Below are 25,896 nucleotides of genomic sequence, written 5' to 3'. Positions count from 1 at the left end.
AACGACCATGCCGCAATTAATACTGCTTTACGACTCAGCAAGTGAAGTAAAGGTGCAGGAAAAGATCCTACCTGCCTTGGCAAAACAACAACCTAGCTTACACCCCTGGTCAGCAGATGAACTACCGAGCTGGCCAGAAGGAACACGTTTAGTTACCTACTTGCCTGATGCAGTACTTTACCAAGTTATTCCACAAATTATTGCTAAAAAATGGGTGTTGGGCTTGCTGCCTCACCCTGAAATGATTGAACTAGCCAAAGGGTTTAAAGTACGCGCTAGCTTAGAAAAGGCTCTAGCAGAATTAAACTTTACTGCTGAGCCTCTAGCCGTAGATCAACTTTACTGTAACGATAAGCTAGTATTTAACGCTGTTAGTATTGGTGACCCTTTTGGTTTGCGTGCTTCCTCTAAAACTGAAAGCCTAGCATCCCGCTGGCGCCGATTTAAGCTACTGGTTGGTAGTTTAAATAAAGTGCGTTTAAGGTCTTTTACCCTAACAACAGAAAAAGAAAAGACGTTAGAAACGGCTGCCTTAGGTATGGTTGCCGTTGACAGAGGTGATGCCAGTGCCTTTGCCCGGCGAGTGGTTGATGAAGTGCAAGCGGATGACTGTCAGCTTAATTTGTTAATTTTATCGCCACGGAGTTTAATGCAAGCGTTTAGCTTTTTGATTGCTTCAGTTTTTTTTGGTTTTTTAGGTGTTAATCGCCTACCTAAATACCTAGGCGTTATAAAAAGCAGTGCCGTAAAAATAGAAGCTGGCCAGCCAGTAACTTATATAGTGGACGGTCAAAAATACAAAAGTGACACCATACAGCTGCGTGTTGAACCAGGTGCCTTAACCTTATTTAGTCATCTCTTAGGCAAAAAAGACTTAACACAACAAAATAACCGTAAAGAATCTTTTAGGGTTAAAGGTTTGCCTATAGGAGAAGCACGCAAAGAGCTGGTTGCTTATCCTTTGCCTTGGATACACCACGCGGGCACCGATGAATTTAAAGACTTGTTTTTGGTTTTAAAAGAAAACGCTAAAACATCTGAGGTTTACCTAACCTTAATGGTGCTAGCAACACTCTTGGCACTTATTGGTTTATTTGCTAATTCCGCTCCCGTAATTATCGGTGCGATGATTTTAGCTCCACTTATGTCACCCATTATCTCCTTCTCTATGGGCGCTTTACGTCAAGACGAGCAGCTAATAATAGAAAGCGGACGGTCATTGGTGCTGGGTGTTGGATTAGCGCTATTTTGTGCCACCCTTATGACTTGGCTGATACCGCTTTGGTCTATTAACGAACAAATAGCTGCAAGACTTAGCCCAACGCTTTTAGATTTAGGTGTTGCCATTATTTCAGGTATTGCTGGTGCCTATGCTCACTCACGTGCAGAAGTAGCAAAAAGCCTTGCAGGTGTTGCTATAGCGGTTGCCCTAGTTCCCCCTTTAGCCGTTGCAGGTATTGGTATAGGTTGGTTCGACTGGGCAGTATTTTGGGGCGCTTTTTTACTTTTTTTAACCAACTTGGCAGGCATTGTTTTAGCCGCTGCCTTAACCTTTATGGTGTTAGGTTTTAGCCCCTTTAAGCTAGCTCGCAGAGGACTAATTATTTCACTCCTAGTGGTTGTGCTGGTTAGTATTCCTTTGGCGAGCAGCTTTATACGCATGGTAAATGAGCATGGTATAACCAGTCGTTTAGAAGGGCAGGTTTTTGCAAATGCAGAATTGCAGGATGTACGGGTGAAGCCAGGCGAAACCTTGTTGGTATCAGCAAGGCTGCTAACGGCTGATCCACTTAACCTAGTGGAGCTAGACTTAATAAAACAAGCCATTGAACTTGAGCTGGAGCAGACGATACGCCTAGAGGCTACTTTAGTCTTGGTTCGTTAGCTTATTAAGTTAAAATGCATGTAAGCTTAGAAGTATAGATAATAACTTGTAGACAATAGCAGCTTTAACAAAGAAGGAATTTCCGAATGCTAGCGAAATTAACTATGACTCGAAAGTTAATTTTTACTCTCTTTCCACTAACCCTAGTGATATTTGTTGGAATTATACAGTTTATTCATGTGACGGTTGATAAAGCGTTTACAGAAAAAGCTGTTATTGCAGCAGAGGAGCTTGCCTTAGCAGAAGGTGAGCGAGTGGTAGAGAATTTATTAACCCGCTTAGGTGGTATAGAAGATTTAGCTTCAGCTGTAAAAACAGTTGGGCAGTTTCCAGCTATGCAACGCCGTGAAATTATTAATAGCTTCTTAAAAAAGCACCTAGAAAATTACCCTAATATGCTAGGTGTTTGGACTATTTGGGAGCCAAATGCTCTCGATAATCTCGATGCTTTTTACCAAAACACAGAAGGGCACGATGCCACAGGGCGCTTTGCTTCCTACTGGGTTCGTCATAAAGGCCAGCTACTTAACGAAGTTATTGTTGGTTATGACGCAGTAGATGCCGACTATTATCAGGTAGCCAAACACACTCGTAATTCAGCAATTATTGATCCTTACATCTATGAAATAAATGGGGATAAAGTGCTGATGGGTTCTGCCGCCGTACCCCTAATAATTGATGGGGAGTTTTTAGGGGTGATGGGCTTTGACTTTAAAGCAGACAACCTACAAAAGTTTGTTAGTGGAACAAAACACTACGGTGGAGTATCAGCCTTGTTTGGTCAGCAGGGCGCGATTATTGCTCACCCAGACCCTAGCCGCCTTGGTAAAAACATGCTGCAAACTGAGCAGGACTTTATGGGTGAAGAGTTGCAAGCTGCAACAGAGGCCGTAAAGGCTGCTAAACCCTATACGACCCAAATGTATAACGCTCTATTTAAAGAAGAGGCCCTAATCGTATTTGTGCCTATTCCACTAGGTAAAACAGGAAGCTATTGGTCTTTTGCTATGGCTATGCCAATGAGCGAAGTGCTTAAAGACGTTGATACAATTATTCGCCAAGTTATTGCAATAGGCGTTACGGGCTTAGTTATTTTATTGGGTGCAATGTTCTGGTTATCACGCAGTATTGCTCGTCCCCTAGAAAATGCGGTAGCAGCTATGGAAGACGTTGCTAGTGGTGAAGGTGATTTAACCCGCCGTTTGAAAGTTATAGGCAAGGATGAAGTTGCTCAGCTAAGCAAAGCATTTAATACCTTTGCTGAGCAGGTGCGTAGAGTGATTGCCCAGTTAGCCGATCATAGCCAAACCCTTGCCAGTACTTCAGCCCAGTTAGAACAAACCAGTGGTAGAGCTTCGCAAGGTGCAAGCCAGCAACGTAGCGAAATTGATCAGGTAGCAGTTGCCATGGATGAATTAACCGCAACAGTACAAGAGGTTGCAGGCAGTGCTCAGCAGGCTTCAGCTGCAACCCAAGCTGGGCGGCATGAAGTAGATGAAGGCAAAAAGGTTATTGAAGGCGTAGCTAGAACCATTAGTGGTCAAGCGGGCGAGGTAGATAAAACCGCACAAAAACTAGCCGAGCTAGAAGGTGCGAGTAGTGAAATTGAAGAAGTTATTACTACCATTCAGGCAATAGCAGAACAAACTAACTTATTGGCACTAAACGCTGCCATTGAAGCAGCACGAGCAGGTGAACATGGGCGTGGTTTTGCGGTGGTTGCAGATGAAGTACGTAGCCTAGCTACACGCACACAAACCTCAACGGAAGAAATTAGTTCAACTATAGTACGTCTGCAAGCCATGACACGAGAAGCTGTAGCTGCTATGGGTGTAAGTAAGCAGCTTTCTGAACAAAGCGTAGAAAGTGCAAAAGAGGGCTTAACAGCGCTAGAAACTATTGCCACTCAGATGCGCCAAATTGAAGATATGAATTTACAAATAGCTTCAACAACTGAACAGCAGTCAGCCACCACAGAAGAGTTGGCTCGCAATACCAACCGCTTAGGTGAGCTGGCTGATGAAGCTGCTCAGGGTGCTAATGAAACATCCGATGGTAGTCAGGCAATTGAAGCCTTGGCTAAAGAATTAAATAGCCTAATAGGCCGCTTTAAGTACTAACTTTTAGAGATAACCATGAGCAAACAGCAGCGATTTAATGCAACAACTTAGCGCACAACAACGTTATGCCACCTTGCAGGTGATGGGTACCCGCTTATGGGTACCCCGTGTTCATCTGCCCGGTGCTGCAACAAGTCAGGCTTGTGCTTGGCCTGCACCAGCAAAAGGGTTAACTGCGCGTGAGCGCCTGCTACAACAGCAGGCTATAACACTTCCACCAGAGCAAGAAACTTCTGCTCAACCAGCTATTCAGCCTGTGCCTCAGGCCGAGCAACCACCTTTAGCAAAAACAGACCCTATTGCTCAAGCTAATTTGCTAGTGCAGCCAACCCAAGCAAGGGTTCAACCACTTCACGCTGATATTTGGTTGTTAGCTAATGGCTGGCAATTGGTTATGGAAAATCTAACGGGGCAACCAGGCTTGCAAACAGTCGAAATAAAACTGTTACACAACCTCTTAGTAGCGCTTTATCCAGGTGGACTAGGCATTAGTGGACAACAGTTTTTTAGCTGGCCTTTGCCTGGTATTCCTGTTGAAGCAGGTAATGAAGGTGAGCTAAATATGAGCTTACAAGCCTTTTTAACGGGTGCTCGTTTTCAAGGTGTGCAATTAGCTGGCTGTTTAGTTTTTGGTGAACGTCTACAGGGGTTAATGAGTAAAGCGACTCATCAGTTAAGGGTTTTTCCAGCCCCTTCTTTGGCAGAGCTACAGCAAAACCCAGCAGCTAAACAAGCTTTTTGGCAGCAGGCGGGTAGCTCAGGGTTAAGAGCTGCTTTTGCAAGTTCGCCTTTGGTGCTTTAAAAATGCCTTTTGAACAACTGAGTTTATCTAACCTAGTTGAGGTGGTTGAGCTAGCAGAAAGGTCTGATCCTTATGCCTGGCCAGAAGAACAATGGCGATCTAGCTTAAGAGATGACTGGGTAATTGCCAAGCGAGTGCAAGGCAAGCTAGTTGCTTTGTTGGTTTTACGCCCTACATTTTTTGAAACAGAACTGCTTTATTTGCTAGTTGCACCAGAGGCTAGACGACAGGGTTTAGCTGCGGACTTGTTAGCTAAAAGCTTGGAACACAGCAAGGCGCTTAATGCAGAGCGAATGTTATTAGAAGTTAGGGTTTCTAACCTAGCGGCGCTAGCACTTTATACCAGTAAAGGGTTTATTCGGGAGGGGCGGCGCAAAAACTATTACCCCCTGCTAGCTGAAGATAACACTTCTGCAAACAAGGGGCGTGAAGATGCACTGCTGCTGACGCATTGGTTTATTGAGCAACCAGACTAGCAGCCCAAGTTTAGTCTTCGACTGTTTCGCCTTCTAATGCAGCATTATTAGACTCAGATACAACCGAAGTTTCTAGCTCACTAAACTTATTTAGAAGCTGACCCAATCTAGCTTCCCAAGCTTGTTTTTCATTTCTAAGGGTTGTGTTTTCTTGTTTCAGCTCTTCCATTTCCATGCGTAGCATTTCAAGAGAATCAAGCGTTGTTTGAACCTTCGCTTCTAATTGGTTTAGTAATTCCAGGCTCATAAAGCACCCCTGTTAAAATATGTAAAAAAGTTAAGCTAATGCACTGTTTTTGTAGCTTAGCGTATTTTGTGGCTATTAAAGTCATTTTTTTGACATAACGCAACTGTATTCTTTGTTCTACAGGTGTCTAGAACATACCTTTAAAGGGGTTAGGCAAATTCAAGTTCACTTTTTGTGCATAACCCGGAATTTCTAGCGCATTGGCTGTAAACTTAAGCTCATCACCCTCTAGTACATTCACCCCAAACTGGTAGTTAAGGTTAAAGCGACCTGCAGTAAAGTCGGCATCATGCTGTTCACTAGAAGCGAGTGTTTTTTCTAGTTGGTTTTGGTGTTGCTGCATAGCCTTAGTACCATGACGGTGCGTTAACATGCCTTGGGTTATTTCTGGTGATAGAACTAGCGCACTGGCATTGTTACCGCCAAAGCCCTTGGCATTTAAAAGTGCCATATCCATTGCTGTTTTGCCAATTTCTTCATGCTTATTGTTAAGCTTTAGGTTGGAAGCTTCAATATCACTAGCAAAGTGGTCAACCGTAGTAATGCCCGGTAGCCAACCTTCAGCCCAAGTACCTAAAGCACTCATCATTTGATCGCCACCCGCTGTACCTTGAGAATGACCCACATAAGCTTTAATGGCAGCAACTGGCCAGGCACTAATTCCCATCGCCTTGGCAACTTCATTTATAACGTGAGATTCAGTGGTGCGGTTTTTAGGTGTGCTAGTACCATGCGCATGAACGTAACTGCGTTCTTGTAGGGCTTTTTCGCCCAAGAGACTACGACCTAAAGCTGCTGCTTTGGCTAGGGTTAAATAGTTGCCTATGCCTGGAGCAGAAATAGAGCGTTTGAAACCATCGGCATTAGAGAAAACCTCAGGAACTGATCCTAAAACCTGTGCGCCGCTAGTGACGGCTAAATCATCAGACACTAATAAAATAAACTGTGCTGATTCAGCAATAGTGAAACCACAGTTATCAGCAAAGGGGCGGCAAGCACGGCGGTAATGATCTGCTGTTAGTTGTTCAACGCCATCTAGGTTGCGTAGGCTGGCATTATCAGCCAAAGCACCCATAGCACGAAAACCCTCAATAATTTCTGGAGTTACTGGCGCATCAGAAGTACCCACCACAGCAATTTTTATACGGCCAGAGCGAATACCGTTAGTGGCTGCCTGTAGGTTGTAAAGAAAGGTGGCACAAGCACCTAATAATCCACTGGATTGCCCAATATTGCCCAGCATATAGGCATTAATAAAGTCAGCTGTCATTTGTGCATAGCCTAAAGGCATTTGCTTAGAGGTAGTGCGTTTGCCAACAACAGGGCTTTGCAACAAACCACCCCAGCCTTCTTGATCTAGCTGACCTATGGAATTACTAGCAAAAACACCAATTTGATCAGGCTGAACCTTAGCTGCTAAGTCTTGCCACACCAAACCACTTTGACCGAGCAAATCTGACACACCAAAAACAGCCATTTGCAAAGCACGCGGATGGTTGGCGCTACGGTAATGCGCACCCGGATTAAAGCCTGTAGGTAGCATACCCGCAGCTTGTACTAGGGCTTCTCTAGGGTCGGCAATAGTAAAATCTTGCGGGCCAGTAATGGTCACTTCTATTTCTGTAGCCGTTAAGTCGCGTAGCTGCCAGTTGGCTGGAATGCGTTCAGGTAATTGACGCTGACGCAGTACAAATTTAAGGGGTTGGTCATGGGTTTGTAGCGTTAAAGCACGTCTGCCGGGCTGAGCGTGAACATCAAACCAGTCAGGGTGAATGCGGCGTATTAACGTGTCATCAAGTAGTTGCTGCTGGTGGCGTTCAAGTAAAACGGCAGCGCTAAGCCTTTCACCCTGAGAGGTTAACCATTCATCAGCAGCTGTTTGCTTGGCAAGTCCGCTAAGGCTGGCTAAAGATAATAAACTGGCCTTTTGCTGGTTTTGCGAAAGCTGATTAAAAACTAAGCGTTTAAACGCGTGGTGCCCCGATGTGCGTCCTGCTGGGCTGACGCCGCCCATACCGATAATGACTGGAAGGTGTGACAAAAGACTATCCTCAGGATAAAAAATTCTGCGTAGCTTAACATTATATTAAAGCAACCTTAATTCCCTTGCTCTAGTTAAAGCTTGAGTTCGTGAACTGACATCGAGTTTACGCAGAATATGACGAATATGTGTTTTAACTGTATGAAGTGAAATAAACAATCTTTGAGCGATTTCTTTATTTGCTAAACCTTCTGCCACCAATATTAGCACTTGTTCTTCTCTGACTGAAAGCTCCTCTAGTGGGCGCGTTGGGTCTTTACTTGAACCAGTAGCAGCTTGCCCTAGTTGACCCAGTAAATGCTGAACAAACTTTAAGCTTCTTGAACCTTTTGCAAGCTGTTCTTTTAACGGCAGTAATAGCTCTAATAAACTGTTATCTGCACTTAAAAAAGGCATACAAAAGTTTTCTGGCTCTGCCAAGTGTAAGGCTTCACGCAGGGTAGCCAAGGCTTCTTTTGTTTGGCGACTATGCTTAAGTGCTAGGGCTTTATGTACCAGTAAAAACAGCCCAGATACAGGGTAGTTAGTGGTTAGGCTTAATTGCTTGTTAACTAACACTAAAGCTTGCTCATAGTGGCGGTGGCTCATTAAAGCGCGGCTATACAAGAGCTGTAATAATTGATTTTGTAAGGGTAGTTGCACCAAGGCTGGCTCTGGTGCTTTATCAATTAGTTGCTGTAACCAGGTTAAGGCTAAATCGATTTTACCCTGATCTAACCAAAGGCTGGCTTTAAAAGCAGTAATCATGGGTTGCCAACTAGCAGAGGCAGGGTGCTGTAAATGCAGGGCTTTTTCTGCCTCATCTAGCCAATCAAAGGCTGAAGTTAAATTATGATTTGAACGAGCGACAAGCGATAAAATTAAATAACCACTAATTAAATGTTGGTCACCGCTGGGTTGTAATAACACTAGGGCTTCTTCTAAAAGCTGGGTTGCTAAAGGCACCTTACCTTGGCACCAACATAAAAAGCCTTGAAGCAATAACAGCCTGCCTCTGGGTAAAGGCTGGTTGCTTGGCAGTTGTAAAGCTTCATTAAGCAGGTGCTCAGCAAGATTTAAGTGCCCTTTATTTACTTCTAGCGTGATTTGATCGTAGGCTAAAACTTGTTGCAGCTCAGGACTTTCAACCTGATGAGCAAGCATTTGTGCCTCACGATTAAACCCTCTGGCAGCACGCAAGAGGTTGCGAGAAGTATGCCAGCGGGTAATTAAAAGCAAAGCGTGAATAGCAACTTCAGGCTGATTCTCTCTTAGTTCCGGGTAAAGAGTTAGCGCTTCTTGTACAGCCTGTTCTGTTTTCTGCTCACTCACTAATAAATAACAATTAATTAATTTTGCTTCTGGCAGGTTTTTAAATTGGCTGGTGTTTAATAACTTGCTGGCCGCTTGGGTTAGGTTGGCAAAGAGTAAAGCCCAACAGTTAATAAATGTTAGCTCTGCTGAAGCCTCTATTGTTTTTATTTCAAGGGCATTACGCCAAATTAAAAACTGGCTAGCATCTAGGCTGCGTAATAAGTGGCTGGCTAGTTTTTGCATATAATTGGCTAGCAAGGTAGTTTCTTTGGCTAAAAAAGCTTGCTGGGCGGCAGGAAAAAACAAACCCCGTTTAGCTAAGGCTTGAGCAGCTTGCTTATGAAAAGCTAAATCTTTCGTTAAGAGAGGGCTGGATTTTTGAAAGACAAGACTAAGCAGCAAGGGGTGTAATTTAAACCAAGGCTCAGCGCTAGAAAAGGTAGTGTTTGTAATACTTTTGGCATCGGCCGAGGTGGGCAAAATTAACCCTACAGCGGCTAGGTGTCTAAGCGATTCCTCGGTAACCTGACTAGCCGTTAACTCAGTTAATAACTCAGCGCTGGCAGCATCAAGTAACGCTAAGCTAGCTAAGAGCTGCCTTTGTTGATTTGTTAAAGGAGCTAGCACTTCAAGCTGCAAAAAAGGGCGTACCAAGGCAAGGCTACCAGCTAGGTCGCTACTACTGCTTTGGCAAATAAACTTAATAGCAGCAGGCCAGCCGAGGGTAAGCTGCCAAATACTTGTGACGGATGAAAGGTGCAGGGTTTTATTAAGCTGTTGTAATAACTGCCTAATTTCATCTTGGGTAAAGTCTAAATCTTTTCTTTGAATAACCCTAAGTTGATCAGCTAGCTGTAAAGGCGTTAACTGTTGTAAGGGTAAATGGGTGCGACTGGCAAGAATTAAACTCAGTTTACTAGGTAGAGCCTGCAGCAATAAATCCATTAGTTTTAGCGTTGCTGGGTTAGTTAAGTTTTCTGCTGCGTCTATTACTAGCTGGCTGGGGGTTTTAAGTGCTGCTTTAATTTCAGCCATTAAAGGCAGCAGCAAGTGTTCTAAATTATCAGAAGGATTAGCCGCTAAGTCTGCCAGTGTTGATTCGCCCAATTTATTAGGAAGCTCTGGCAGCTTGCGTAAACTCTGTATTAGTCCATAAATAAAGCTGGCGGGTGTTACAGTGGTAGACGTTAGGTTAAACCAGGTAACGGCAATTCTTTCGCTGGCTTTCCACTGGCTTAATAGCAGAGTTTTGCCTGTACCCGCTGGTGCTAGTAGAAGCGTTAAACGGCAAGCAGCTGCGGCCTGAAGCTGGCTAAGAAGGCGGTCACGTACCAGAGTTTGTGCTGGCATTTTAGGTGGTTCGTAACGAAAAGAGAGTAGGCTGTAATTATTGTTTTTAGCCTGATTTATTGCACTGCTAGCCATTTAATCCTTAACCTCTGCTTGTCGCTAAAGCCATTAAGCTAAACAAAATGGGCTAGAGCGACAAGAGAAGCAAGGATTTTAAATGTTAACGACCTCCAGCACGGTTTAGAGCAGCAGGCGTAAAGCTACTGCGCTTGGCGTTGTAGTCCCAGTTATAACCACGCGTATCGTTGATTAAACCAGACACTAGGTAGCGACCATTCACTAGGTCATAAACAGTTTCTGCAGAGTACCAAGGAATTTGCACATCTTGGAACTGAACAGTATGACCTTCCGCTACACGCCATAAATTGTCACGACCATCGTAATGATCTACATGAGCAATTTGGTAGGTGTCTTCATCGAAGTACATTACACGCTTGGCATAAATATGGCGCTGACCATCTTTTAGTGTGCCTTCAACTTCCCAAACACGGTGTAGCTCATAACGTGTGTGGTTTGGGTTCATATGACCGGCTTGAACAATATCGCCAACACTCAAGTTAGTATCAAGCAGTTGGTAAGCGTTGTAGGGAATGTACATTTCTTTTTTGCCTACTAGCTTCCACTCGTAGCGATCGGGTGAACCATTAAATACGTCTAGGCCATCGGAAGTACGCTGACCATCTGCTGCGGTACCTGGTCCGTCATAAGCAACCTGAGGTGCACGGCGAACACGGCGCTGACCGGCGTTATACATCCAAGCACGGCGTGGCTCTTTAACTTGGTTCATGGTTTCCTGCACAAGTAACACTGTGCCAGACAAACGCGCTGGCGCAGTAACTGACTGTAAGAAGTAGAAAAGGCTGTTTTCTACTGGGTCACCAATAAACATAAACTCTTCTGAAAGTGTAACGGCCGTGTAGTTACCACCTGCTTGAGGTGTAACTAGGCTTACTTCACGCTCGGCACCTTTGCCACGGTAGCGAGTCGAGTGGTTCCATACTAGCTCTACACCCGTTTTAGGCAGAGGGAAGGGGGTTACTTCGGTAAAGTTTTCTACACCATTACCACCATCCACTAGCTTGGCTGTTTTAGCATTTTTCTTAACTAGGTCATAAACAGACTGAGGGTAGTTGGCAGTACGATGGCTTTTATAAACGGGAATTTTAAAAGTATCTGGGTACTTTTTAAGCATTTCAATTTGGCCAGGTGCCATATTCTTTTCATACTGCTGGTAGTTTTGAGCAGTAATCACAAACAAAGGTTTTTCGTTAGCAAAGGGGTTGCCATAGCCTTCTTTCCAGCCGCCTGGAGCACTTTTTAAGCCACCGTCCCAAGCAGGGATTTTACCATCGGCACTGCCCGCACGCTCTGCACCCATAGGGGTAAGCTGGTTACCACCTAAGCTATCGGCTGCAAAGGCTGAGCCAGTAGTTGCCAACAAACCAGCTGCTACCAGGGCTGTTGCCAGCCCGCTTAAAGAAAAGCTTTTAGAGAAATTACGATTTAAGTGTTTCATAAGACTTATCCTTCAATTTTATTTTTGTTCTTAAAAATTAACGCCCACATTTAGACTAACAAAATCCCGGTCATCCAAATCCCAGTAGTCGGTATCGAAGTAGTTGGTGTAGCTAAGGTTAGCTGTGTAGGTGTTCATGTATTCAGCAGCTAAAGCAGTACCCAAAATCATGCGGCCTTCATAAAACTGGCTGCCAGGCTCTGGGCCGTAACCGCTCACATCATGGCTCCAAGACAGGGTTGGCTTAAGCGTTAAACCACTGATTAAAGCGTTGGTGTATTCCAACTGACCCACTAAACGGTAGCCCCAAGACAAGTCGGTTACATAACCGTTGTCGGCAAACCTATAAGCATCTGACGATAGTTTTGCCGCATCCGCAGGGCTATTAACAACAACTTCTTTGCCGTAAGAGCCATAGACAGAAGAGCGACCAAAGCGCATTTTACTGGTATCAGGTAAACCATCTACATAAGTGAAACCAACTTCACCAATTAAACGCAGGTTATCGGCTGCTAATACACGGTTAATATCATGAATAAAAGTAGACTGAAATTGGAAAACATTTTTCTCTTCATAGCCCTTTTGCTCACCTGTACCTAATGCAGCAGCATTTGATGGTAACAAACTCATGAAACGATCGTAGTTATCTGCTGCTCCTTTGAGGCTGGCAACTACTCCTGCTGCTTGTGCGGCACTTAAGCCAGCACCCATCAAAACAGCATTTTTAGATACTGATAAAGAGGCAGCTTTGGCCTCTAAATTATCGTTGCCTTTTTTTAATGCAGCAAGATTGCCAGCGGCTCCACGAACTAAAACATCATTGGCGTTGATTTGAATTGGGGTGTCTGGTCGATAAGTAAACTCACCTGACCATGCTGTTCCAGTAGGGAGTAGTGTTGCAAAAGAAGCAGAAATGATTTTTTGATCTTCAGGGAATTCTACGCGATAGTTAGTACCACCGTTTGGATCAGATGTTATTCCTAATGAGGGTGCTAAGCTAGTTAATGTGGATGGAATAACACCTGTACTAACACGGCCACTAACCATAGGTAATCGGCTATGAACGTTTTGATAAGAAATACCAAACTCAGTGCCATTGAGTTGTTCTGCATACCATTTTAGAGCAATACCATATTGTCCTGTATCACTGGGTTCATTGTCCTCTAGACGAGAAGCAACACCGACTAGCTCACCTAGGTTATTTTGTTCAGTTTTTGTACTTTGGAAATATACTGGTCCACAGCCTTCAGCAGCAAAATCACTATTTGAAAAATAAGTACCACAAGCATCAGCACGAGTACGTTGCCATTCTAACTGGTAATAACCTTCGAGGTTAAAGTTACCCATTTCATCTAAGGCAATCGAACCTGATAACATGGTAACAGGTAGCAGCGCATCTTTAAGTGTAGCACCCGGACGACGTAGTGCTTGCACATCTATAGGGTTGGCTGCGTTTTGACCGCCCTGAATAAAGCTGCTTTGACCCCAGTTAAGGACATGGCGACCTAAAATTGCTTGCGCAGGACGACCTGCTACGTCGAACTCACCCCAAATATAGGCATCCATTAATTCAATACCGCTTTTAGCATCATCAAAAGCAGTTGTGTTTTTCCAGTCATGAATCATGCCTGCGTTGGTGGAACCGTCAAGCTCGCTCAGGGCATGGTCATACCAATAACGGAAGCTAACTTTTGCGCCTACATTACGATATTCGTTGTGGGTTAAACCTAGAGTGTGGTTACCTGTAATTACTTGTGAAAAGGCGTCGCCTTTATCAAAGTTCATATTACCGTCATCAGTATTACTGGAAGAGTTACCCTGATAGCTAGGATTTGAGGTTTGACCGCCAGCAGAAAGAATTGGTCCTGGTGCATTGCCGGGCGTTATACCCTGTTCAGCAAGTGTTCCTGCCGCTATATAATCATTATTGCGTTTCTCCATACGCCAGCTAGAGCCTAGGGTTAGCTTGGAGTCAATTTTAAAATTAAAGTCACCTGCTGCAAAATCTAAAGCATGTACTTGCGACATGCCTGCAATCGCTAAAGCCAGCACGCTTAGGCGTGGTAAGTGCTTGGTAAAGCCGTTTTTAGTCCGGCGGGGTTGCTTACTCATGATGTTCACCTCTTGTTGTTATACGGTGCTAATGATCAAGTGCTTGATTGGTGCTTACATAGAGTTGTTATGTAAACGATTGTTTGAAAGCTATGGAATTAGTCTGGTGCGCCAAGGGTTTTGCAGCTATCACTCTTTAGGATGATTTTTCAAACGCTTTGCTAAAGCTATTGTGGGGCTGGGTTGTTAGGTAACACTTTTGCAGGGTGCAAGTAACCTTTTAAAGTGAAAGGTTGCTTGCAGCCGCTTGAGTGAGGTAGCAGAATAGTTGCTATTATTTTTTGTAGCCTAGCTATTTTGAGGAAAGCACCTATGCGTCGAGTTGTATTTAATCAGAAGGGTGGTGTGGGTAAGTCTAGCATTACCTGTAATCTGGCGGCCATGAGTGCTGCTAAGGGACAGCCAACACTTGTTATTGATCTTGATCCGCAAGGCAATTCCACCCACTACCTAATGGGGCAGCCAGCACAAGATTTAGATTCCAGCATGTTCGACTTTTTTGAACAGTCTTTAACCCTAGGTGGTGGTCGTAAATCCATTGCTGATTTAGTTTATGCCACGCCCTATGAAAACCTTTACGTTTTAGCTGCTCACCCAGAGTTAGAAAGCCTAGAGGCTAAGCTAGAATCACGTTATAAAATTTATAAGTTAAAAGAAGCTTTACAGCAGCTAGAAGAAACCTACCCTGCCATTTGGATAGATACGCCACCAGCGCTTAACTTTTTTACCCGCTCTGCCTTAATTGCCGCACAAAAGTGTTTAATTCCCTTCGATTGTGATGCTTTTTCTCGCCAAGCCCTTTATTCATTAAACGAAGCGGTAGAGGAGTTAAAGATGGATCACAATGATGCGTTAGAAATTGAAGGCATAGTGGTGAACCAATTTAATGCTCAGGCTAAATTACCTAAGCAACTGATAGATGAGCTGCTAGCAGAAGGTCACCCAGTCTTGCCGGTGCATTTAACTAGCTCAGTTAAAATGCGTGAATCGCATCAGGTGTCTAAACCGCTTAATCACTATGCGCCCAAGCATAAGCTAACTCAGCAGTTTCAGGCGTTATTTGAGTTGCTTCATGCCAGCTAGTGTTTCGCGTCAGGTTATTAGTAACCAAACCCAACCTTACGAGAAGCTAACCGAAGTTTTGCAGCGCCACCAAACAGTGCCTTTTCAAAAGCCGATTGCAGATTTTAATCGCCAAGCTTTTGAAGAGGCTCAGGTGCTTTTAGCCAACCACGGTGGACCGCTAATTTTAGATTCTTGTTGTGGTGTTGGGCAAAGTACCCGCCTGTTAGCTAAACGCTATCCTAAGCATTTTGTTTTGGGGGTGGATCGTTCTGCTGATCGCTTAGAAAGAAAACTGGGTAAATTGCCAGAAAATGCAGCTTTGATTCGGGCAGATTTGGTCGACTTTTGGCGTTTAGCCGCTGCTGCCGCTTGGCGGCCGGAATACCATTTTTTGCTTTACCCCAACCCTTCACCCAAAAAAAAGGATTTTAAGCTGCGCTGGCATGGGCATCCGGTTTTTAAGGATATGTTGGCTTTGGGTGGTCGTTTGGAATGCCGTACCAATTGGCAACTTTATGTTGTTGAAATGCAACAAGCACTGAAGTTTATGGGTGTAGTTGCCGACCTACAACCGTTACATCTAGTAGATGAACCTCTAACCCCTTTTGAACGCAAGTACGCAAATAGCGGTCACGACCTTTGGCAGCTAACAGCGCAAATAAACTAAGGATAAAGTATGAACAAGGCGTTGAAACAGTTTAATCAGATGTTTCCTATTTGGGCGTTGTTGCTGGCAACACTTGCCTATTTTCAGCCACAGTTATTTATTGGCTTAGGTGATTTACCTTTTATTACTCTAGGTGAGTTAATCTTCTATTTATTGGCACTAATTATGTTTTTTATGGGGTTAACCTTAAAACCCACTGATTTTATTCGAGTATTTACCCAGCCACATAAGGTGCTTATAGGTACGGGTATTCAGTTTATTGTTATGCCCTTGGCTGCTTTTATTATTAGTAAGGCGTTACTTTTATCACCTGAAATAACCGCAGGTATGGTGTTGGTGGGTGCCACTGCTGGCGGCACTTCTTCTAATGTAATTACCTATTTAGCCGGTGGAAAAGTTGCACTTTCTATTACCATGACTTTGGTTTCTACCCTAGTGGCGATAGTGGCTACGCCTTTATTAGTAGAACTTTATGTAGGACAAACCTTGGATGTTCCTGTCGTGAATATGATGCAGGATATTGCCAAAATAGTGGTTATACCTGTGGTTTTGGGTGTGGTGGTAAACCTTTTGTTAGGTCGTCGGCTGCGTAAGGCGGGTAATGCGTTAGCTACGGGTTCTATGCTGTGTATTTTATTGGTTATTGCGATTGTTGTTAGCTTGAATGCTGGTCGCATTGCCACGCTTGGTCCTTTACTTGCCTTGGCTGTAATGCTGCATAACCTTGTTGGTTTTGCTGCAGGTTATTTTGGTGCGAAATTGGTTAAGTGCGATGAGCGCGAATGCCGCACTATTGCAATAGAAGTAGGTATGCAGAACTCAGGTTTGGCTGCAGGTTTAGCGGCTAAGTATTTTGGTGCTGCTTCTGCTTTACCTGGAGCAATCTTCAGTGTTTGGCACAATATTTCTGGTGCGCTTTTGGCGGGTCACTGGAGCCGTGTAAAGGTTAAAGATGACAGCTGATATTTCTGAGCCAGCCCCTTCAGCCTTTGAGCTGGAGGTGCGCCGTGTTGCCAATAATCCTAACAAAAAAGCCTATCCACGCAAGGCATTTAATGCACGAGGCAGCTTTGTTACTCGCTGCGATGCTTGCCGTATGCCACGCCTGTATTGCCTGTGTAAGTTTCGTACACCTGTTGAATCTAAGGCAGTTTTTTGGGTATTAATGCACAGTAACGAAGCTTATAAGCCAACCAATACTGCACGGCTAATTGGCGACACCCTGCCAGAAACACGGGTATTTGAATGGAACAGAACTCAGCCACCCCAAGGCTTTTTAGACTTGTTGGCTAATCCTGAATACCAGCCTTTTTTAATCTTTCCAGACGATCAGCCTGATTACCAAGACAGGGTAGTTAACTTACCCACCGCCCGTTTAGGCCAAGAAGCACGTCGTCCAGCATTTATTCTTTTAGATGGTACTTGGCGGCAGGCAAGACGCATGTTTCGCAAAAGCCCTTGGTTGGCAGATTTACCTGTGTTGCCTTTGCACAGCACAGAAAAAACTGACTACCGTTTGCGTAAAGCCGCTTCAGAAGAGCATTTGTGTACTGCGGAAGTGGGAATTGAGTTATTGAAACTGGCAGGCGAACAAAATGCAGCCGAAGTATTGGGTTATTACTTTAAGGTATTTAACCAAGGTTATGCTGCTGCAAGGCACCAGAAGCCGACTTTAGAGCTGACTGATGCCATGCAATGGTTAGTTGATTATCAGTCGGCTAGCGCGTCTAAATAGCGTTCTGCATCTAAAGCTGCCATGCAACCCATACCAGCAGAAGTAACCGCTTGGCGATAGATGTGATCGCAGACATCGCCAGCGGCAAACACGCCTGTAACGCTAGTGGCTGTGGCGTTGCCTTCTAAACCCGATTTCACCTTAATATAGCCATGTGCCATATCGAGCTGGTCGTTAAAAATCTCGGTATTAGGTTTATGACCGATAGCAATAAACACACCAGCAACGGGCAGCTCTTGAGTTGAATCATCGGTGGTTGATTTTAGCTTTAAGCCAGTAACGCCCGTAGCATCGCCTAGCACTTCTTCTAGCTGATGATTCCAAAGAATTTCAACATTGCCGTTTTTGGCTTTTTCTAAGAGCTGATCTTGCAGAATTTTTTCAGATCTTAGGCTGTCACGGCGGTGCACTAAAGTAACTTTTTTAGCGATATTGGATAAATACAGCGCTTCTTCAACCGCGGTATTACCACCGCCTATCACGGCTATTTCTTGGTTTTTGTAGAAAAAACCATCACAAGTAGCACAGGCAGAAACACCACGCCCCATAAAGGCTTCTTCACTAGGCAAACCTAAATACATAGCGCTGGCGCCAGTAGCAATAATTAACGCATCGCAGGTGTAAGTACCTTGGTCACCTGTTAGGGTGAAGGGGCGTTCTGTTAGTTCAACCTTATTGATATGGTCAAACAGCACTTCGGTATCAAAGCGTTCAGCGTGTTTACGCATTCTTTCCATTAAAACTGGGCCTTCAACGCCTTCGTTATCGCCTGGCCAGTTGTCTACTTCGGTGGTGGTGGTTAGCTGCCCACCCATTTGCATGCCAGTAATAAGTAAAGGTTTTAAATTAGCGCGGGCGGCATAAACAGCAGCGGTATAACCGGCAGGGCCTGAGCCTAAAATAATAAGTTTACTGTGGCGATTGTTGTTCATGGTGACCTCTTAAAAACCATAAAAAAAGGGGGAGCGGTTTGCACCGTTCCCCCAGTTTAGCACTTCTATAAGGCTAGGTGCCTTAAGGCTTATAGCTTGTCAGAAGCTTCTGCTAGGTAGTCTGCAACGCCTTTAGCGTCTGCTTTCATACCTTTTTGGCCAGGAGTCCAACCCGCTGGGCAAACTTCACCGTGTTCTTCGTGGAACTGAAGTGCTTCAACCATACGGATCATGTCATCAACGTTACGACCTAGGGGTAGGTTGTTAACGGTTTGGTGCTGAACGATGCCGTCTTTGTCGATTAAGAAAGAAGCGCGTAGTGCAACGCCTTCTTCTGGGTGCTCAATACCGTAAGCACGAGTAATTTCGTGCTTAACGTCAGCAACCATAGTGAATTTAACTGGACCAATACCGCCCTTGTCTGGGCTAGTGTTGCGCCATGCGTGGTGAGTGAACTGGCTGTCAATTGAAACGCCAATCACTTCAACGCCTAACTCTTCAAACTTAGCCATGCGGTTGTCATGAGCAATAATTTCAGAAGGGCAAACAAAGGTGAAGTCTAAAGGCCAGAAGAATACCATGCGGTATTTGCCGTTAGTGTCTGACAACTTGAAGCTATCAACAATAGTGCCGTCGCCTTTAACTGCGGGTGCATCAAAATCGGGTGCTTTACGAGTGACTAGTACGCTCATTTGTTTCTCCTTTAAGAACAAAATTAAGGTGTGTTTTAGCCCTACTAGCTAAGGTATCTAAGCAGGATGTAATTAAGAATAAGGTTTTAGGCAGCGCTAAGCAACTTGATTAAAGTAATCAGGTTGATAGTTTTTTTTAATGATGGGAGTGTTGCTGGCTGTTTAAGACTATAAAACAAAAAAACAGCCCTGAAGGCTGTTTAATAGTTAAGCTTAAAGCTTAGATTTTTTAGTGGTGCCGACACCAAGAGTCGAACTCGGGACCTACTGATTACAAGTCAGTTGCTCTACCAACTGAGCTATGTCGGCTTCACTAAAAATTAGGTGGCTGGGGTAGGAAGATTCGAACTCCCGGATGGCTGGACCAAAACCAGCTGCCTTACCACTTGGCTATACCCCAACGTATTACCTAAATCTTTGTTGGTGGCCAGAGGCGGAATCGAACCGCCGACACAGGGATTTTCAATCCCTTGCTCTACCGACTGAGCTATCTGGCCTCAACGGAGACGTATTAAATAGATTTTAAGCTTGCTCGTCAAGTGCTTTTTGAAGATATTTTGTTCTTTTCTTTCAAAGCCTTACAAATCAAGGCTTAGCGAAAGTAGCTAAGCATCTTTAGGCGGCACATAACCTTCAATTTCATCCAATGCTTCATTGTTAAAGAATTTTTCCATCTGCTCTTGCAGGTAGCTGCGTGCTTCGGGTTGAAAGACCTTTAGTCTTTTTTCATTAATCAGGCGTGTCTGATGTGCCATCCATTCATCCCATGCCTGTTTTGAAATGTTGCTTAGAATATCTTGGCCTTTTTGACCGGGTAGTGGTGCTACCGATAAGGCGGGTAAATCTTTTTGATACTTGCGGCAAAAAACAGTGGCGGACATTTAGCTTTCTCCTAAGTTTATTTTGGCTAGATAGGGTAAGAGCTTTTTGACAGGTGCTGCTAATCCTATGTTTCCAAACTGTTGCTGATCATACCAGTTTAATTTCTCTGTGTAGTTGGCTCTATTTTCTGCTAACTGAGGTTTAGTTAAGCGAGCTACGCTAAGTGTCAGGCTTAGACGGTAATGGCTAAATAAATGGTTTTGGGTGGTTTTTAGACTTGGTTCAAGTTTTGCTAAGGGTTGGTGAGCTACTATCCACTCTTGTAACGCCTGTTGGCTAGAAAACTCTGGAAAACTCCACAAACCACCCCAAATGCCTTGGTCGGGTCGTTTTTCAAGTTGGATAGCGCCTTGGTTATCTAAAAGAACCAGTGCATGGCGTGTTTGCTGGGGTAGTGTTTTTTTAGGGCGTGGTGTAGGAAGTTCAGCCGTTAGACTCTGTTTTTTTGCTAGGCAACCACTGGCTACAGGGCAAACTTCACACTTGGGTTTGCTGCGAGTACAAAGTGTAGCCCCTAAATCCATAATGGCTTGGGTGTATTCTGCTAATTGTTGGTGAGGGGTTAGTTTATCTGCTGCTTGCCAAAGTTTACGAGTAACTTTAGCTTTACCGTACCAGCCTTCAATTGCAAAGTAGCGAGCAACAACACGTTTAACATTGCCATCTAAAATAACGGCTCTTTTTCCGGTACTAAAGGCACAGATAGCGGCAGCAGTTGAGGGGCCTATGCCGGGTAAACTTTCCATAGCAGTAAGGCTGTGCACTGGAAATTTCCCTTGGTGTTCTTTTACCACTTGTTGAGCGCAGCGATGCAGGTTTCTAGCGCGAGTGTAATAACCTAACCCACTCCAAAGGTGCAGCACTTCATCGCTAGTTGCCGAGGCTAGGCTGGTAACGTCTGGAAAACGCGCAATAAAGCGTAGGTAGTAGTCAATAACTGTGGCTACTTGGGTTTGCTGCAACATGATTTCTGAAACCCAAATATTGTAGGGCAAACGATTTTTTTGCCAGGGTAAATTTTGACGACCCTGGGTTTTATACCAGTGCAGAAGCTGGCTAGCAAAGGGGTTGCAAGGCATGTTTTTCTCTAAGTGAAATTTTAGGCTTGTTTATTGATGATATTAATTTATATGTAAAGCTTTTTAGTGTTTGCATTTAGTAATAGATGGCTATAAATTGATCAGCCAAAGTATAATTTTAAGCGGCATAATAACAAAAAATTAGTAGTGCATTTTTATGTGGGTTTGCACTGCTTGTTTCATTTGAAGGTGAATAAGAGATGGACTCTCAAGCAATACAGGACGACCAAAAACTAATTGCAGATCAAAAACTGCGGTTAAGGCGTTCTCTTATGGCTGTTGGTGCGGGCTTTGCCAATAGTCTAGTTGTTCTGGTTGCTTGGCAGTTGGGTTATGTTTTTTTTAGTGTTGAATCGCTTTTAGCTTACTTTGCTATTTCTAGTCTTGGTTATGCTCTCTTTCCTTGGTTAATACATACCAACAAAAACTTAAGTCGCTCTGATCCTAGCTTAACTGGCCTGCAAATAGGCTGGCAGCTTTTGATGGTTTTGGTGTGTATGTATGTTGCGCCAGGTGTTCGTGAGCTGCTGATTGTTAATTTTTTATTGATTCTGCTGTTTGCGGTGTTTCGTTACCATCCTAAGCACCTTCCTATTCTATCTTTTTTGCTGCTGTGTAGTTATATGCTAGTAATTTTAGCACAGGTAATTTGGAGTCCTGTTGTTGTACATTGGCAGCACGAGCTAATCACTAGTCTTGTTTTTGTGTTGGGCTTAATTGGCGTTAGTTTGCTGGGTGTAGAAATAGGCAGTCTGCGTGTTGCTTTAAAAAGGCGCAATGAACACCTTGCTTTGCTAACAGCTAAAAATGAACAGTTGGCCGTTACTGATGATTTAACGGGTTTGTATAACCGCCGTCATTTAATGCGTATTTTGCGTCGTCAAAAGAGTTTAAGTGACCGAGGCGGGTATCAGTTTTCTATAGGTTTTATTGATTTAGATTTTTTTAAACAGGTGAATGATACTTATGGTCATGCAGCGGGTGATGCTGCACTTATAGCGGTTGCTAAAGAAATTAATCGTAGTTTGCGTGATGTAGACTATGTTGCTCGTATTGGCGGAGAGGAGTTTGTTGTTGTACTTTCACAAACCGACTATGCCGAAGCCTTACGCATTGCAGAGCGTTTACGTGCTGATATTGCTCAGTTAGAAATTAACTTAGGTGAAGGGCAACCCGCCATTGCTTTAACTGCTTCTTTAGGCATTGCTACTTATCGGCCAACTGAAACGATTAATGACCTTATTCATCGTGGTGATAGTGCCGCTTATGCAGCTAAAAACTGTGGTCGTAACTGTATTGTTGGAGAAGAAGAGTTACCTGAGGCGTTGCTTAATAAAACAGCCTTAGATGAAGTTGCTGTAAGTGATGTTGCTTTGGCAATGGAGCCAGCCACTGACTAACCTATTAACGCCTTGCCTGAAAAAAATTTTCCAATAGTTTTTTAGCTGCTGCTTGCAACAAACCGCCTTTCACTTCTAACCGATGATTAAACCAAGGTTGTGCTGGTAGGTTGCATACGGATGCAATTACTCCTGTGCGTGGCTCTTTAGCGCCGTAATAAAGGGTTTTAATGCGTGCATTGAGAATAGCGCCTATACACATGGTACAAGGCTCTAGGGTGACGTATAAAGTGCACTGGTTTAAACGGTAGTTGTGGGTATTTTGGCAGGCATCACGTATGGCTTGAACTTCTGCATGAGCCGTTGCATCTTGCTGGCTAATACATTGATTAAACCCTCGCCCAACAATTTCACCTTCTGCATTGACTATTACTGCACCTACAGGCACCTCACCTAAAGCAGCCGCTTGGGCGGCCAACTCTAAAGCTCGGTGCATGTAGTATTCAGGCTTGTGGGGCATTATTCCCATTCAATGGTTGCTGGTGGCTTAGATGAAACATCGTAAGCAACACGTGATACCTGAGGTATTTCATTGATGATGCGGCTAGAAACTTTTTCTAACAGCTCATAAGGCAAGTGCGCCCAGCGTGCGGTCATAAAGTCGATGGTTTCTACAGCTCTTAGGGCAATAACCCATTCGTAGCGGCGGGTATCACCTACCACACCTACTGATTTTATTGGTAGGAAAACGGCAAAGGCCTGGCTGGTTTTTTCATACCAACCGGCAGCACGTAATTCATCAATAAAAATAGCGTCGGCTTCACGCAGAATGTCGGCATAGTCTTGTTTAATTTCACCAAGAATACGTACACCTAAACCTGGCCCTGGGAAGGGGTGGCGGTAAACCATATCGTGAGGTAGGCCAAGTTCAACACCAATACGACGCACTTCATCTTTGAAGAGTTCACGCAAGGGTTCAACTAATTCCATACGCATGGTTTCAGGCAGGCCACCTACGTTGTGGTGTGACTTAATAACGTGGGCTTTACCATCTTTAACCGCAGCCGATTCAATAACGTCTGGGTAAATGGTGCCCTGAGCCAAGAAATCAACATCGGTTAACTTGGTGGCTTCTTCATCAAAAATATCAATAAAGGTGTTGCCAATAATTTTACGCTTGGCTTCAGGGTCACTTTCGCCTTTAAGTCTGTCTAAGAAAAGTTTGGCTGCATCCACACGGATAACATGCACACCCATGTTTTGGGCAAACATTTCCATGACTTGGTTGCCTTCATTCTTGCGTAGTAGGCCATGATCAACAAATACGCAGGTTAGCTGTTTGCCGATGGCTTTATGTAGCAGAGCGGCCACTACAGAAGAATCGACACCACCTGAAAGACCTAGTAGTACTTTTTTATCGCCTACTTGATTACGCACACGGGTAATCATGTCTTCAATGATTTGTGCTGGTGTCCAAAGGGCTTCACAAGCACAAATTTCTAGTAAGAAATGCTCAAGAATGCGCTTGCCTTGTAGGGTGTGAGTAACCTCTGGATGAAACTGAACACCAAAGAAGCGTTTTTCTTCGTGGCTAATGGCAGCAATGGGGCAGCTAGGCGTTGAAGCGGTTACCTGAAAACCTTCGGGTAGACTAATCACTTTATCGCCATGGCTCATCCACACATCAAGCAGCTTTTTGCCATCTTTTAGGTGGTCGCTAATGTCATGGAACAAAGCTGTTTCGGCTTCTAGCTGAACTTGGGCATAGCCAAATTCACGCTGGTTAGAACTTTCTACCTTGCCGCCCAGCTGTTCAGCCATTGTTTGCATACCATAGCAAACACCTAGTACAGGAACGCCCAAGTTGAATACAACTTCAGGTGCACGAGGTGAGGCGTTTGCTGTTACTGACTCGGGACCACCAGCAAGAATAATGCCCTTAGGTGCCATAGCCAATAAATCTGCTTCTTTCATGTCATAGGCATGAATTTCACAATAAACGCCTAGCTCACGAATGCGGCGTGCAATAAGCTGGGTGTACTGAGAGCCAAAATCTAAAATTAAGATTTTATGCGCGTGAATATCTTGCATGCTAGTAGACCCTTTAGCTGACACGGTAGTTGGGAGCTTCTTTAGTAATTTGTACATCGTGTACGTGGGATTCTTGAATACCAGCACCAGTAATTTTTACAAAACTGGTTTTAGTGCGCATTTGCTCAATATTATTGCTGCCGGTGTAACCCATAGAGGCGCGTAAGCCACCCATGAGTTGATGAACTATCGCGCTCATAGCGCCTTTGTAAGGTACACGGCCTTCAATGCCTTCAGGAACCAGTTTTTCGATACCTGCATCGGTATCTTGGAAGTAGCGGTCAGAAGAACCTTGTGACTGCCCCATAGCACCCATAGAACCCATGCCACGGTAAGCTTTATAAGTACGACCTTGAAAAAGCTCAACTTCGCCGGGTGCTTCTTCAGTACCTGCAAGCAAGCCACCCACCATAATAACGTACGCACCAGCAGCAATAGCTTTGGCTAGGTCACCAGAAAAGCGTACCCCGCCATCGGCTATCATGGGAACGCCGTAGGGCTTTAGTGCTTCAGACACATTAGAAACAGCGGAGATTTGTGGTACACCTACACCAGCAACAATACGGGTAGTGCAAATAGAGCCTGGGCCAATACCTACTTTAACACCATCGGCACCGGCTTCGGCTAAGGCAACGGCTGCTTCAGCTGTGGCAATATTGCCGCCAATCACATCAATTTGTGGGAAGTTATCTTTAACCCAGCGTACACGCTCAATTACACCTTTGGAGTGACCGTGAGCGGTATCAACAACAATCACGTCAACACCAGCTTCTACTAAGGCAGTAACACGGTCTGGCGTTTCATCGCCAGTACCCACGGCTGCACCGACCCTTAAGCTACCACTGCTGTCTTTGGTTGCTAGGGGGTAGGTATGGGCTTTTTCAACATCACGGAAAGTGACTAGCCCAGACAGGTTGAATTGATCATCAACCAAGAGCATTTTTTCAATGCGGTGTTCGTAAAGACGCGCTTTAATTTCTTCTAAAGGAGTGCTTTCTTCAGATGTAATTAATTTATCTTGAGGGGTCATGATTGCAGCTACGGTATCACCACCATGTGGCTTAACGCGTAAATCACGCCCCGTCACTATACCCACTAGCTTACCAGCTTCCACCACAGGGAAGCCTGAAAAACCGTATTCTTCAGCCATTTTTAGTAGTTCATGGATTTTGGTGGTGGGTTCAACCGTTACTGGATCTTTTACAACTACGCTTTCGTATTTTTTAACCTTACGCACTTCTGCTGCCTGCTGCGTAATGGTCATGTTTTTATGGATAATACCCAAGCCACCTTCTTGTGCCATAGCTATGGCTAGACGAGCTTCGGTAACTGTGTCCATTGCTGCAGAAACTAAAGGGATATTTAGTTCTACGTTGCGTGTAATGCGTGTTTTAAGGCTGACGTCTTTAGGCAGGATATCGGAATAACCGGGTACCAGCAAAACATCATCGAAGGTGAGCGCTTCTTCAACGATACGTAACATAGATGACCTGCAATTCTGGGAGATGAAAGAAGAAAATATTCTTACCATTTTAGCTGACCTAGGGATTATCGTAAACGCTAGGTTTTAT

At 44.3% G+C, this 25,896-nt stretch carries 21 protein-coding genes and 3 tRNA genes; 9 read left to right on the top strand and 15 right to left on the bottom strand.

Annotated elements, in window-relative coordinates:
- The first annotated feature begins 7 nt into the window (after nt 1-7).
- From H571_RS0108785 to H571_RS0108770, 4 genes are all read left to right on the top strand, one after another.
- A complete protein-coding gene (locus H571_RS0108785) occupies nt 8-1,885 on the top strand; it encodes a TIGR00341 family protein (protein ID WP_027848975.1) in 1,878 nt (625 codons plus the stop codon).
- Nucleotides 1,886-1,971: 86 nt separating this feature from the next.
- Nucleotides 1,972-4,005 (top strand): methyl-accepting chemotaxis protein, encoded by a 2,034-nt coding sequence (locus H571_RS0108780; RefSeq protein ID WP_027848974.1) that lies wholly within the window; start codon nt 1,972-1,974, stop codon nt 4,003-4,005.
- A gap of 37 nt (nt 4,006-4,042) precedes the next feature.
- Nucleotides 4,043-4,807 carry a hypothetical protein gene (locus tag H571_RS0108775; RefSeq protein WP_027848973.1) on the top strand — a complete coding sequence of 255 codons (765 nt, stop codon included), beginning with the start codon at nt 4,043-4,045 and terminating at the stop codon, nt 4,805-4,807.
- Nucleotides 4,808-4,809: 2 nt separating this feature from the next.
- A complete protein-coding gene (locus H571_RS0108770; RefSeq protein WP_027848972.1) occupies nt 4,810-5,283 on the top strand; it encodes a GNAT family N-acetyltransferase in 474 nt (157 codons plus the stop codon).
- 10 nt (nt 5,284-5,293) lie between these two features.
- Here H571_RS0108770 and H571_RS14770 read toward each other — a convergent pair whose 3' ends face one another.
- From H571_RS14770 to H571_RS0108745, 5 genes are all read right to left on the bottom strand, one after another.
- Entirely contained in the window at nt 5,294-5,530 is a 237-nt protein-coding gene (locus tag H571_RS14770) for a cell division protein ZapB (protein WP_051168254.1), read from the bottom strand.
- A 127-nt stretch (nt 5,531-5,657) separates the two neighbouring features.
- Nucleotides 5,658-7,571: a beta-ketoacyl synthase gene (locus H571_RS0108760; RefSeq protein WP_027848971.1), complete on the bottom strand. Its 1,914-nt coding sequence runs from the start codon at nt 7,569-7,571 to the stop codon at nt 5,658-5,660.
- Between the two features lie 45 nt (nt 7,572-7,616).
- On the bottom strand, nt 7,617-10,289 hold the full coding sequence (locus H571_RS16185) for a LuxR C-terminal-related transcriptional regulator (protein ID WP_027848970.1): 2,673 nt from the start codon (nt 10,287-10,289) through the stop codon (nt 7,617-7,619).
- A gap of 85 nt (nt 10,290-10,374) precedes the next feature.
- On the bottom strand, nt 10,375-11,730 hold the full coding sequence (locus H571_RS0108750) for a DUF1329 domain-containing protein (protein ID WP_036218009.1): 1,356 nt from the start codon (nt 11,728-11,730) through the stop codon (nt 10,375-10,377).
- Nucleotides 11,731-11,760: 30 nt separating this feature from the next.
- Nucleotides 11,761-13,842: a DUF1302 domain-containing protein gene (locus tag H571_RS0108745; RefSeq protein ID WP_027848968.1), complete on the bottom strand. Its 2,082-nt coding sequence runs from the start codon at nt 13,840-13,842 to the stop codon at nt 11,761-11,763.
- A gap of 312 nt (nt 13,843-14,154) precedes the next feature.
- On the opposite strand from H571_RS0108745, the gene H571_RS0108740 reads away from it, so the two are divergent.
- The 4 genes from H571_RS0108740 to H571_RS0108725 are packed head-to-tail and all read left to right on the top strand — an operon-like array spanning nt 14,155 to nt 17,309.
- Nucleotides 14,155-14,925, top strand: coding sequence for a ParA family protein (locus H571_RS0108740; RefSeq protein ID WP_027848967.1), 771 nt, complete (start codon nt 14,155-14,157; stop codon nt 14,923-14,925).
- Entirely contained in the window at nt 14,915-15,574 is a 660-nt protein-coding gene (trmB, locus tag H571_RS0108735) for a tRNA (guanine(46)-N(7))-methyltransferase TrmB (RefSeq protein WP_027848966.1), read from the top strand. Before H571_RS0108740 ends, trmB begins: the two co-directional genes overlap by 11 nt.
- A 9-nt stretch (nt 15,575-15,583) precedes the next feature.
- Nucleotides 15,584-16,537, top strand: coding sequence for a bile acid:sodium symporter family protein (locus tag H571_RS0108730; protein WP_036218007.1), 954 nt, complete (start codon nt 15,584-15,586; stop codon nt 16,535-16,537).
- The gene (locus tag H571_RS0108725; RefSeq protein WP_084482775.1) at nt 16,527-17,309 is read left to right on the top strand and encodes a tRNA-uridine aminocarboxypropyltransferase; all 783 of its coding nucleotides are present in this window, start codon (nt 16,527-16,529) and stop codon (nt 17,307-17,309) included. The genes H571_RS0108730 and H571_RS0108725 overlap by 11 nt, the downstream gene beginning before the upstream one ends.
- Here the strand turns inward: H571_RS0108725 and trxB are convergent.
- The 7 genes from trxB to mutY form a co-directional block, all read right to left on the bottom strand.
- Entirely contained in the window at nt 17,285-18,241 is a 957-nt protein-coding gene (trxB, locus tag H571_RS0108720; protein WP_027848963.1) for a thioredoxin-disulfide reductase, read from the bottom strand. The two genes, H571_RS0108725 and trxB, sit on opposite strands and share 25 nt — an antisense overlap.
- Nucleotides 18,242-18,330: 89 nt before the next feature.
- A complete protein-coding gene (locus H571_RS0108715; protein WP_027848962.1) occupies nt 18,331-18,933 on the bottom strand; it encodes a peroxiredoxin in 603 nt (200 codons plus the stop codon).
- Nucleotides 18,934-19,166: 233 nt separating this feature from the next.
- A tRNA-Thr gene (locus tag H571_RS0108710) sits at nt 19,167-19,242 on the bottom strand.
- 16 nt (nt 19,243-19,258) lie between these two features.
- Nucleotides 19,259-19,333: transfer RNA gene (locus H571_RS0108705), tRNA-Gln, on the bottom strand.
- A gap of 21 nt (nt 19,334-19,354) precedes the next feature.
- A tRNA-Phe gene (locus H571_RS0108700) sits at nt 19,355-19,430 on the bottom strand.
- Nucleotides 19,431-19,538: 108 nt separating this feature from the next.
- A complete protein-coding gene (locus H571_RS0108695; protein WP_027848961.1) occupies nt 19,539-19,814 on the bottom strand; it encodes an oxidative damage protection protein in 276 nt (91 codons plus the stop codon).
- Nucleotides 19,815-20,894, bottom strand: a complete 1,080-nt coding sequence (mutY, locus tag H571_RS0108690; RefSeq protein WP_027848960.1) for an A/G-specific adenine glycosylase — start codon at nt 20,892-20,894, stop codon at nt 19,815-19,817.
- A gap of 200 nt (nt 20,895-21,094) precedes the next feature.
- Here mutY and H571_RS0108685 point away from each other — a divergent pair, with 200 nt between their 5' ends.
- Nucleotides 21,095-22,294, top strand: coding sequence for a GGDEF domain-containing protein (locus H571_RS0108685; RefSeq protein WP_027848959.1), 1,200 nt, complete (start codon nt 21,095-21,097; stop codon nt 22,292-22,294).
- A 4-nt stretch (nt 22,295-22,298) separates the two neighbouring features.
- On the opposite strand, the gene tadA is transcribed toward H571_RS0108685, so the two are convergent.
- Genes tadA through guaB form a run of 3 tightly spaced genes read right to left on the bottom strand, consistent with a single transcriptional unit; the run spans nt 22,299 to nt 25,808 of the window.
- Complete coding sequence (gene tadA, locus H571_RS0108680) at nt 22,299-22,763, bottom strand: tRNA adenosine(34) deaminase TadA (RefSeq protein WP_245562337.1); 465 nt, start codon at nt 22,761-22,763, stop codon at nt 22,299-22,301.
- Entirely contained in the window at nt 22,754-24,325 is a 1,572-nt protein-coding gene (gene guaA / locus H571_RS0108675; RefSeq protein WP_027848957.1) for a glutamine-hydrolyzing GMP synthase, read from the bottom strand. The genes tadA and guaA overlap by 10 nt, the downstream gene beginning before the upstream one ends.
- A 13-nt stretch (nt 24,326-24,338) precedes the next feature.
- Nucleotides 24,339-25,808, bottom strand: a complete 1,470-nt coding sequence (gene guaB / locus H571_RS0108670) for an IMP dehydrogenase (RefSeq protein ID WP_027848956.1) — start codon at nt 25,806-25,808, stop codon at nt 24,339-24,341.
- Between the last annotated feature and the right edge of the window lie 88 nt (nt 25,809-25,896).

The organism is Marinospirillum minutulum DSM 6287 (genome assembly GCF_000422325.1).
Lineage (GTDB): Bacteria > Pseudomonadota > Gammaproteobacteria > Pseudomonadales > Halomonadaceae > Marinospirillum > Marinospirillum minutulum.
Note: the sequence above shows the minus strand (reverse complement) of the source record. Positions and strands in the feature narration are given on the sequence as shown.

Coding starts and splice junctions, on each gene's coding strand:
- H571_RS0108780 (WP_027848974.1), top strand. CDS start 1,972: ATGCTAGCGAAATTAACTATGACTCGAAAGTTAATTTTTACTCTCTTT.
- tadA (WP_245562337.1), bottom strand. CDS start 22,763: ATGGGAATAATGCCCCACAAGCCTGAATACTACATGCACCGAGCTTTA.
- guaB (WP_027848956.1), bottom strand. CDS start 25,808: ATGTTACGTATCGTTGAAGAAGCGCTCACCTTCGATGATGTTTTGCTG.
- H571_RS0108685 (WP_027848959.1), top strand. CDS start 21,095: ATGGACTCTCAAGCAATACAGGACGACCAAAAACTAATTGCAGATCAA.
- H571_RS14770 (WP_051168254.1), bottom strand. CDS start 5,530: ATGAGCCTGGAATTACTAAACCAATTAGAAGCGAAGGTTCAAACAACG.
- H571_RS0108785 (WP_027848975.1), top strand. CDS start 8: ATGCCGCAATTAATACTGCTTTACGACTCAGCAAGTGAAGTAAAGGTG.
- H571_RS0108770 (WP_027848972.1), top strand. CDS start 4,810: ATGCCTTTTGAACAACTGAGTTTATCTAACCTAGTTGAGGTGGTTGAG.
- H571_RS16185 (WP_027848970.1), bottom strand. CDS start 10,289: ATGGCTAGCAGTGCAATAAATCAGGCTAAAAACAATAATTACAGCCTA.
- H571_RS0108695 (WP_027848961.1), bottom strand. CDS start 19,814: ATGTCCGCCACTGTTTTTTGCCGCAAGTATCAAAAAGATTTACCCGCC.
- mutY (WP_027848960.1), bottom strand. CDS start 20,894: ATGCCTTGCAACCCCTTTGCTAGCCAGCTTCTGCACTGGTATAAAACC.
- H571_RS0108775 (WP_027848973.1), top strand. CDS start 4,043: ATGCAACAACTTAGCGCACAACAACGTTATGCCACCTTGCAGGTGATG.
- H571_RS0108725 (WP_084482775.1), top strand. CDS start 16,527: ATGACAGCTGATATTTCTGAGCCAGCCCCTTCAGCCTTTGAGCTGGAG.
- H571_RS0108740 (WP_027848967.1), top strand. CDS start 14,155: ATGCGTCGAGTTGTATTTAATCAGAAGGGTGGTGTGGGTAAGTCTAGC.
- H571_RS0108715 (WP_027848962.1), bottom strand. CDS start 18,933: ATGAGCGTACTAGTCACTCGTAAAGCACCCGATTTTGATGCACCCGCA.
- trxB (WP_027848963.1), bottom strand. CDS start 18,241: ATGAACAACAATCGCCACAGTAAACTTATTATTTTAGGCTCAGGCCCT.
- H571_RS0108750 (WP_036218009.1), bottom strand. CDS start 11,730: ATGAAACACTTAAATCGTAATTTCTCTAAAAGCTTTTCTTTAAGCGGG.
- guaA (WP_027848957.1), bottom strand. CDS start 24,325: ATGCAAGATATTCACGCGCATAAAATCTTAATTTTAGATTTTGGCTCT.
- H571_RS0108745 (WP_027848968.1), bottom strand. CDS start 13,842: ATGAGTAAGCAACCCCGCCGGACTAAAAACGGCTTTACCAAGCACTTA.
- H571_RS0108730 (WP_036218007.1), top strand. CDS start 15,584: ATGAACAAGGCGTTGAAACAGTTTAATCAGATGTTTCCTATTTGGGCG.
- trmB (WP_027848966.1), top strand. CDS start 14,915: ATGCCAGCTAGTGTTTCGCGTCAGGTTATTAGTAACCAAACCCAACCT.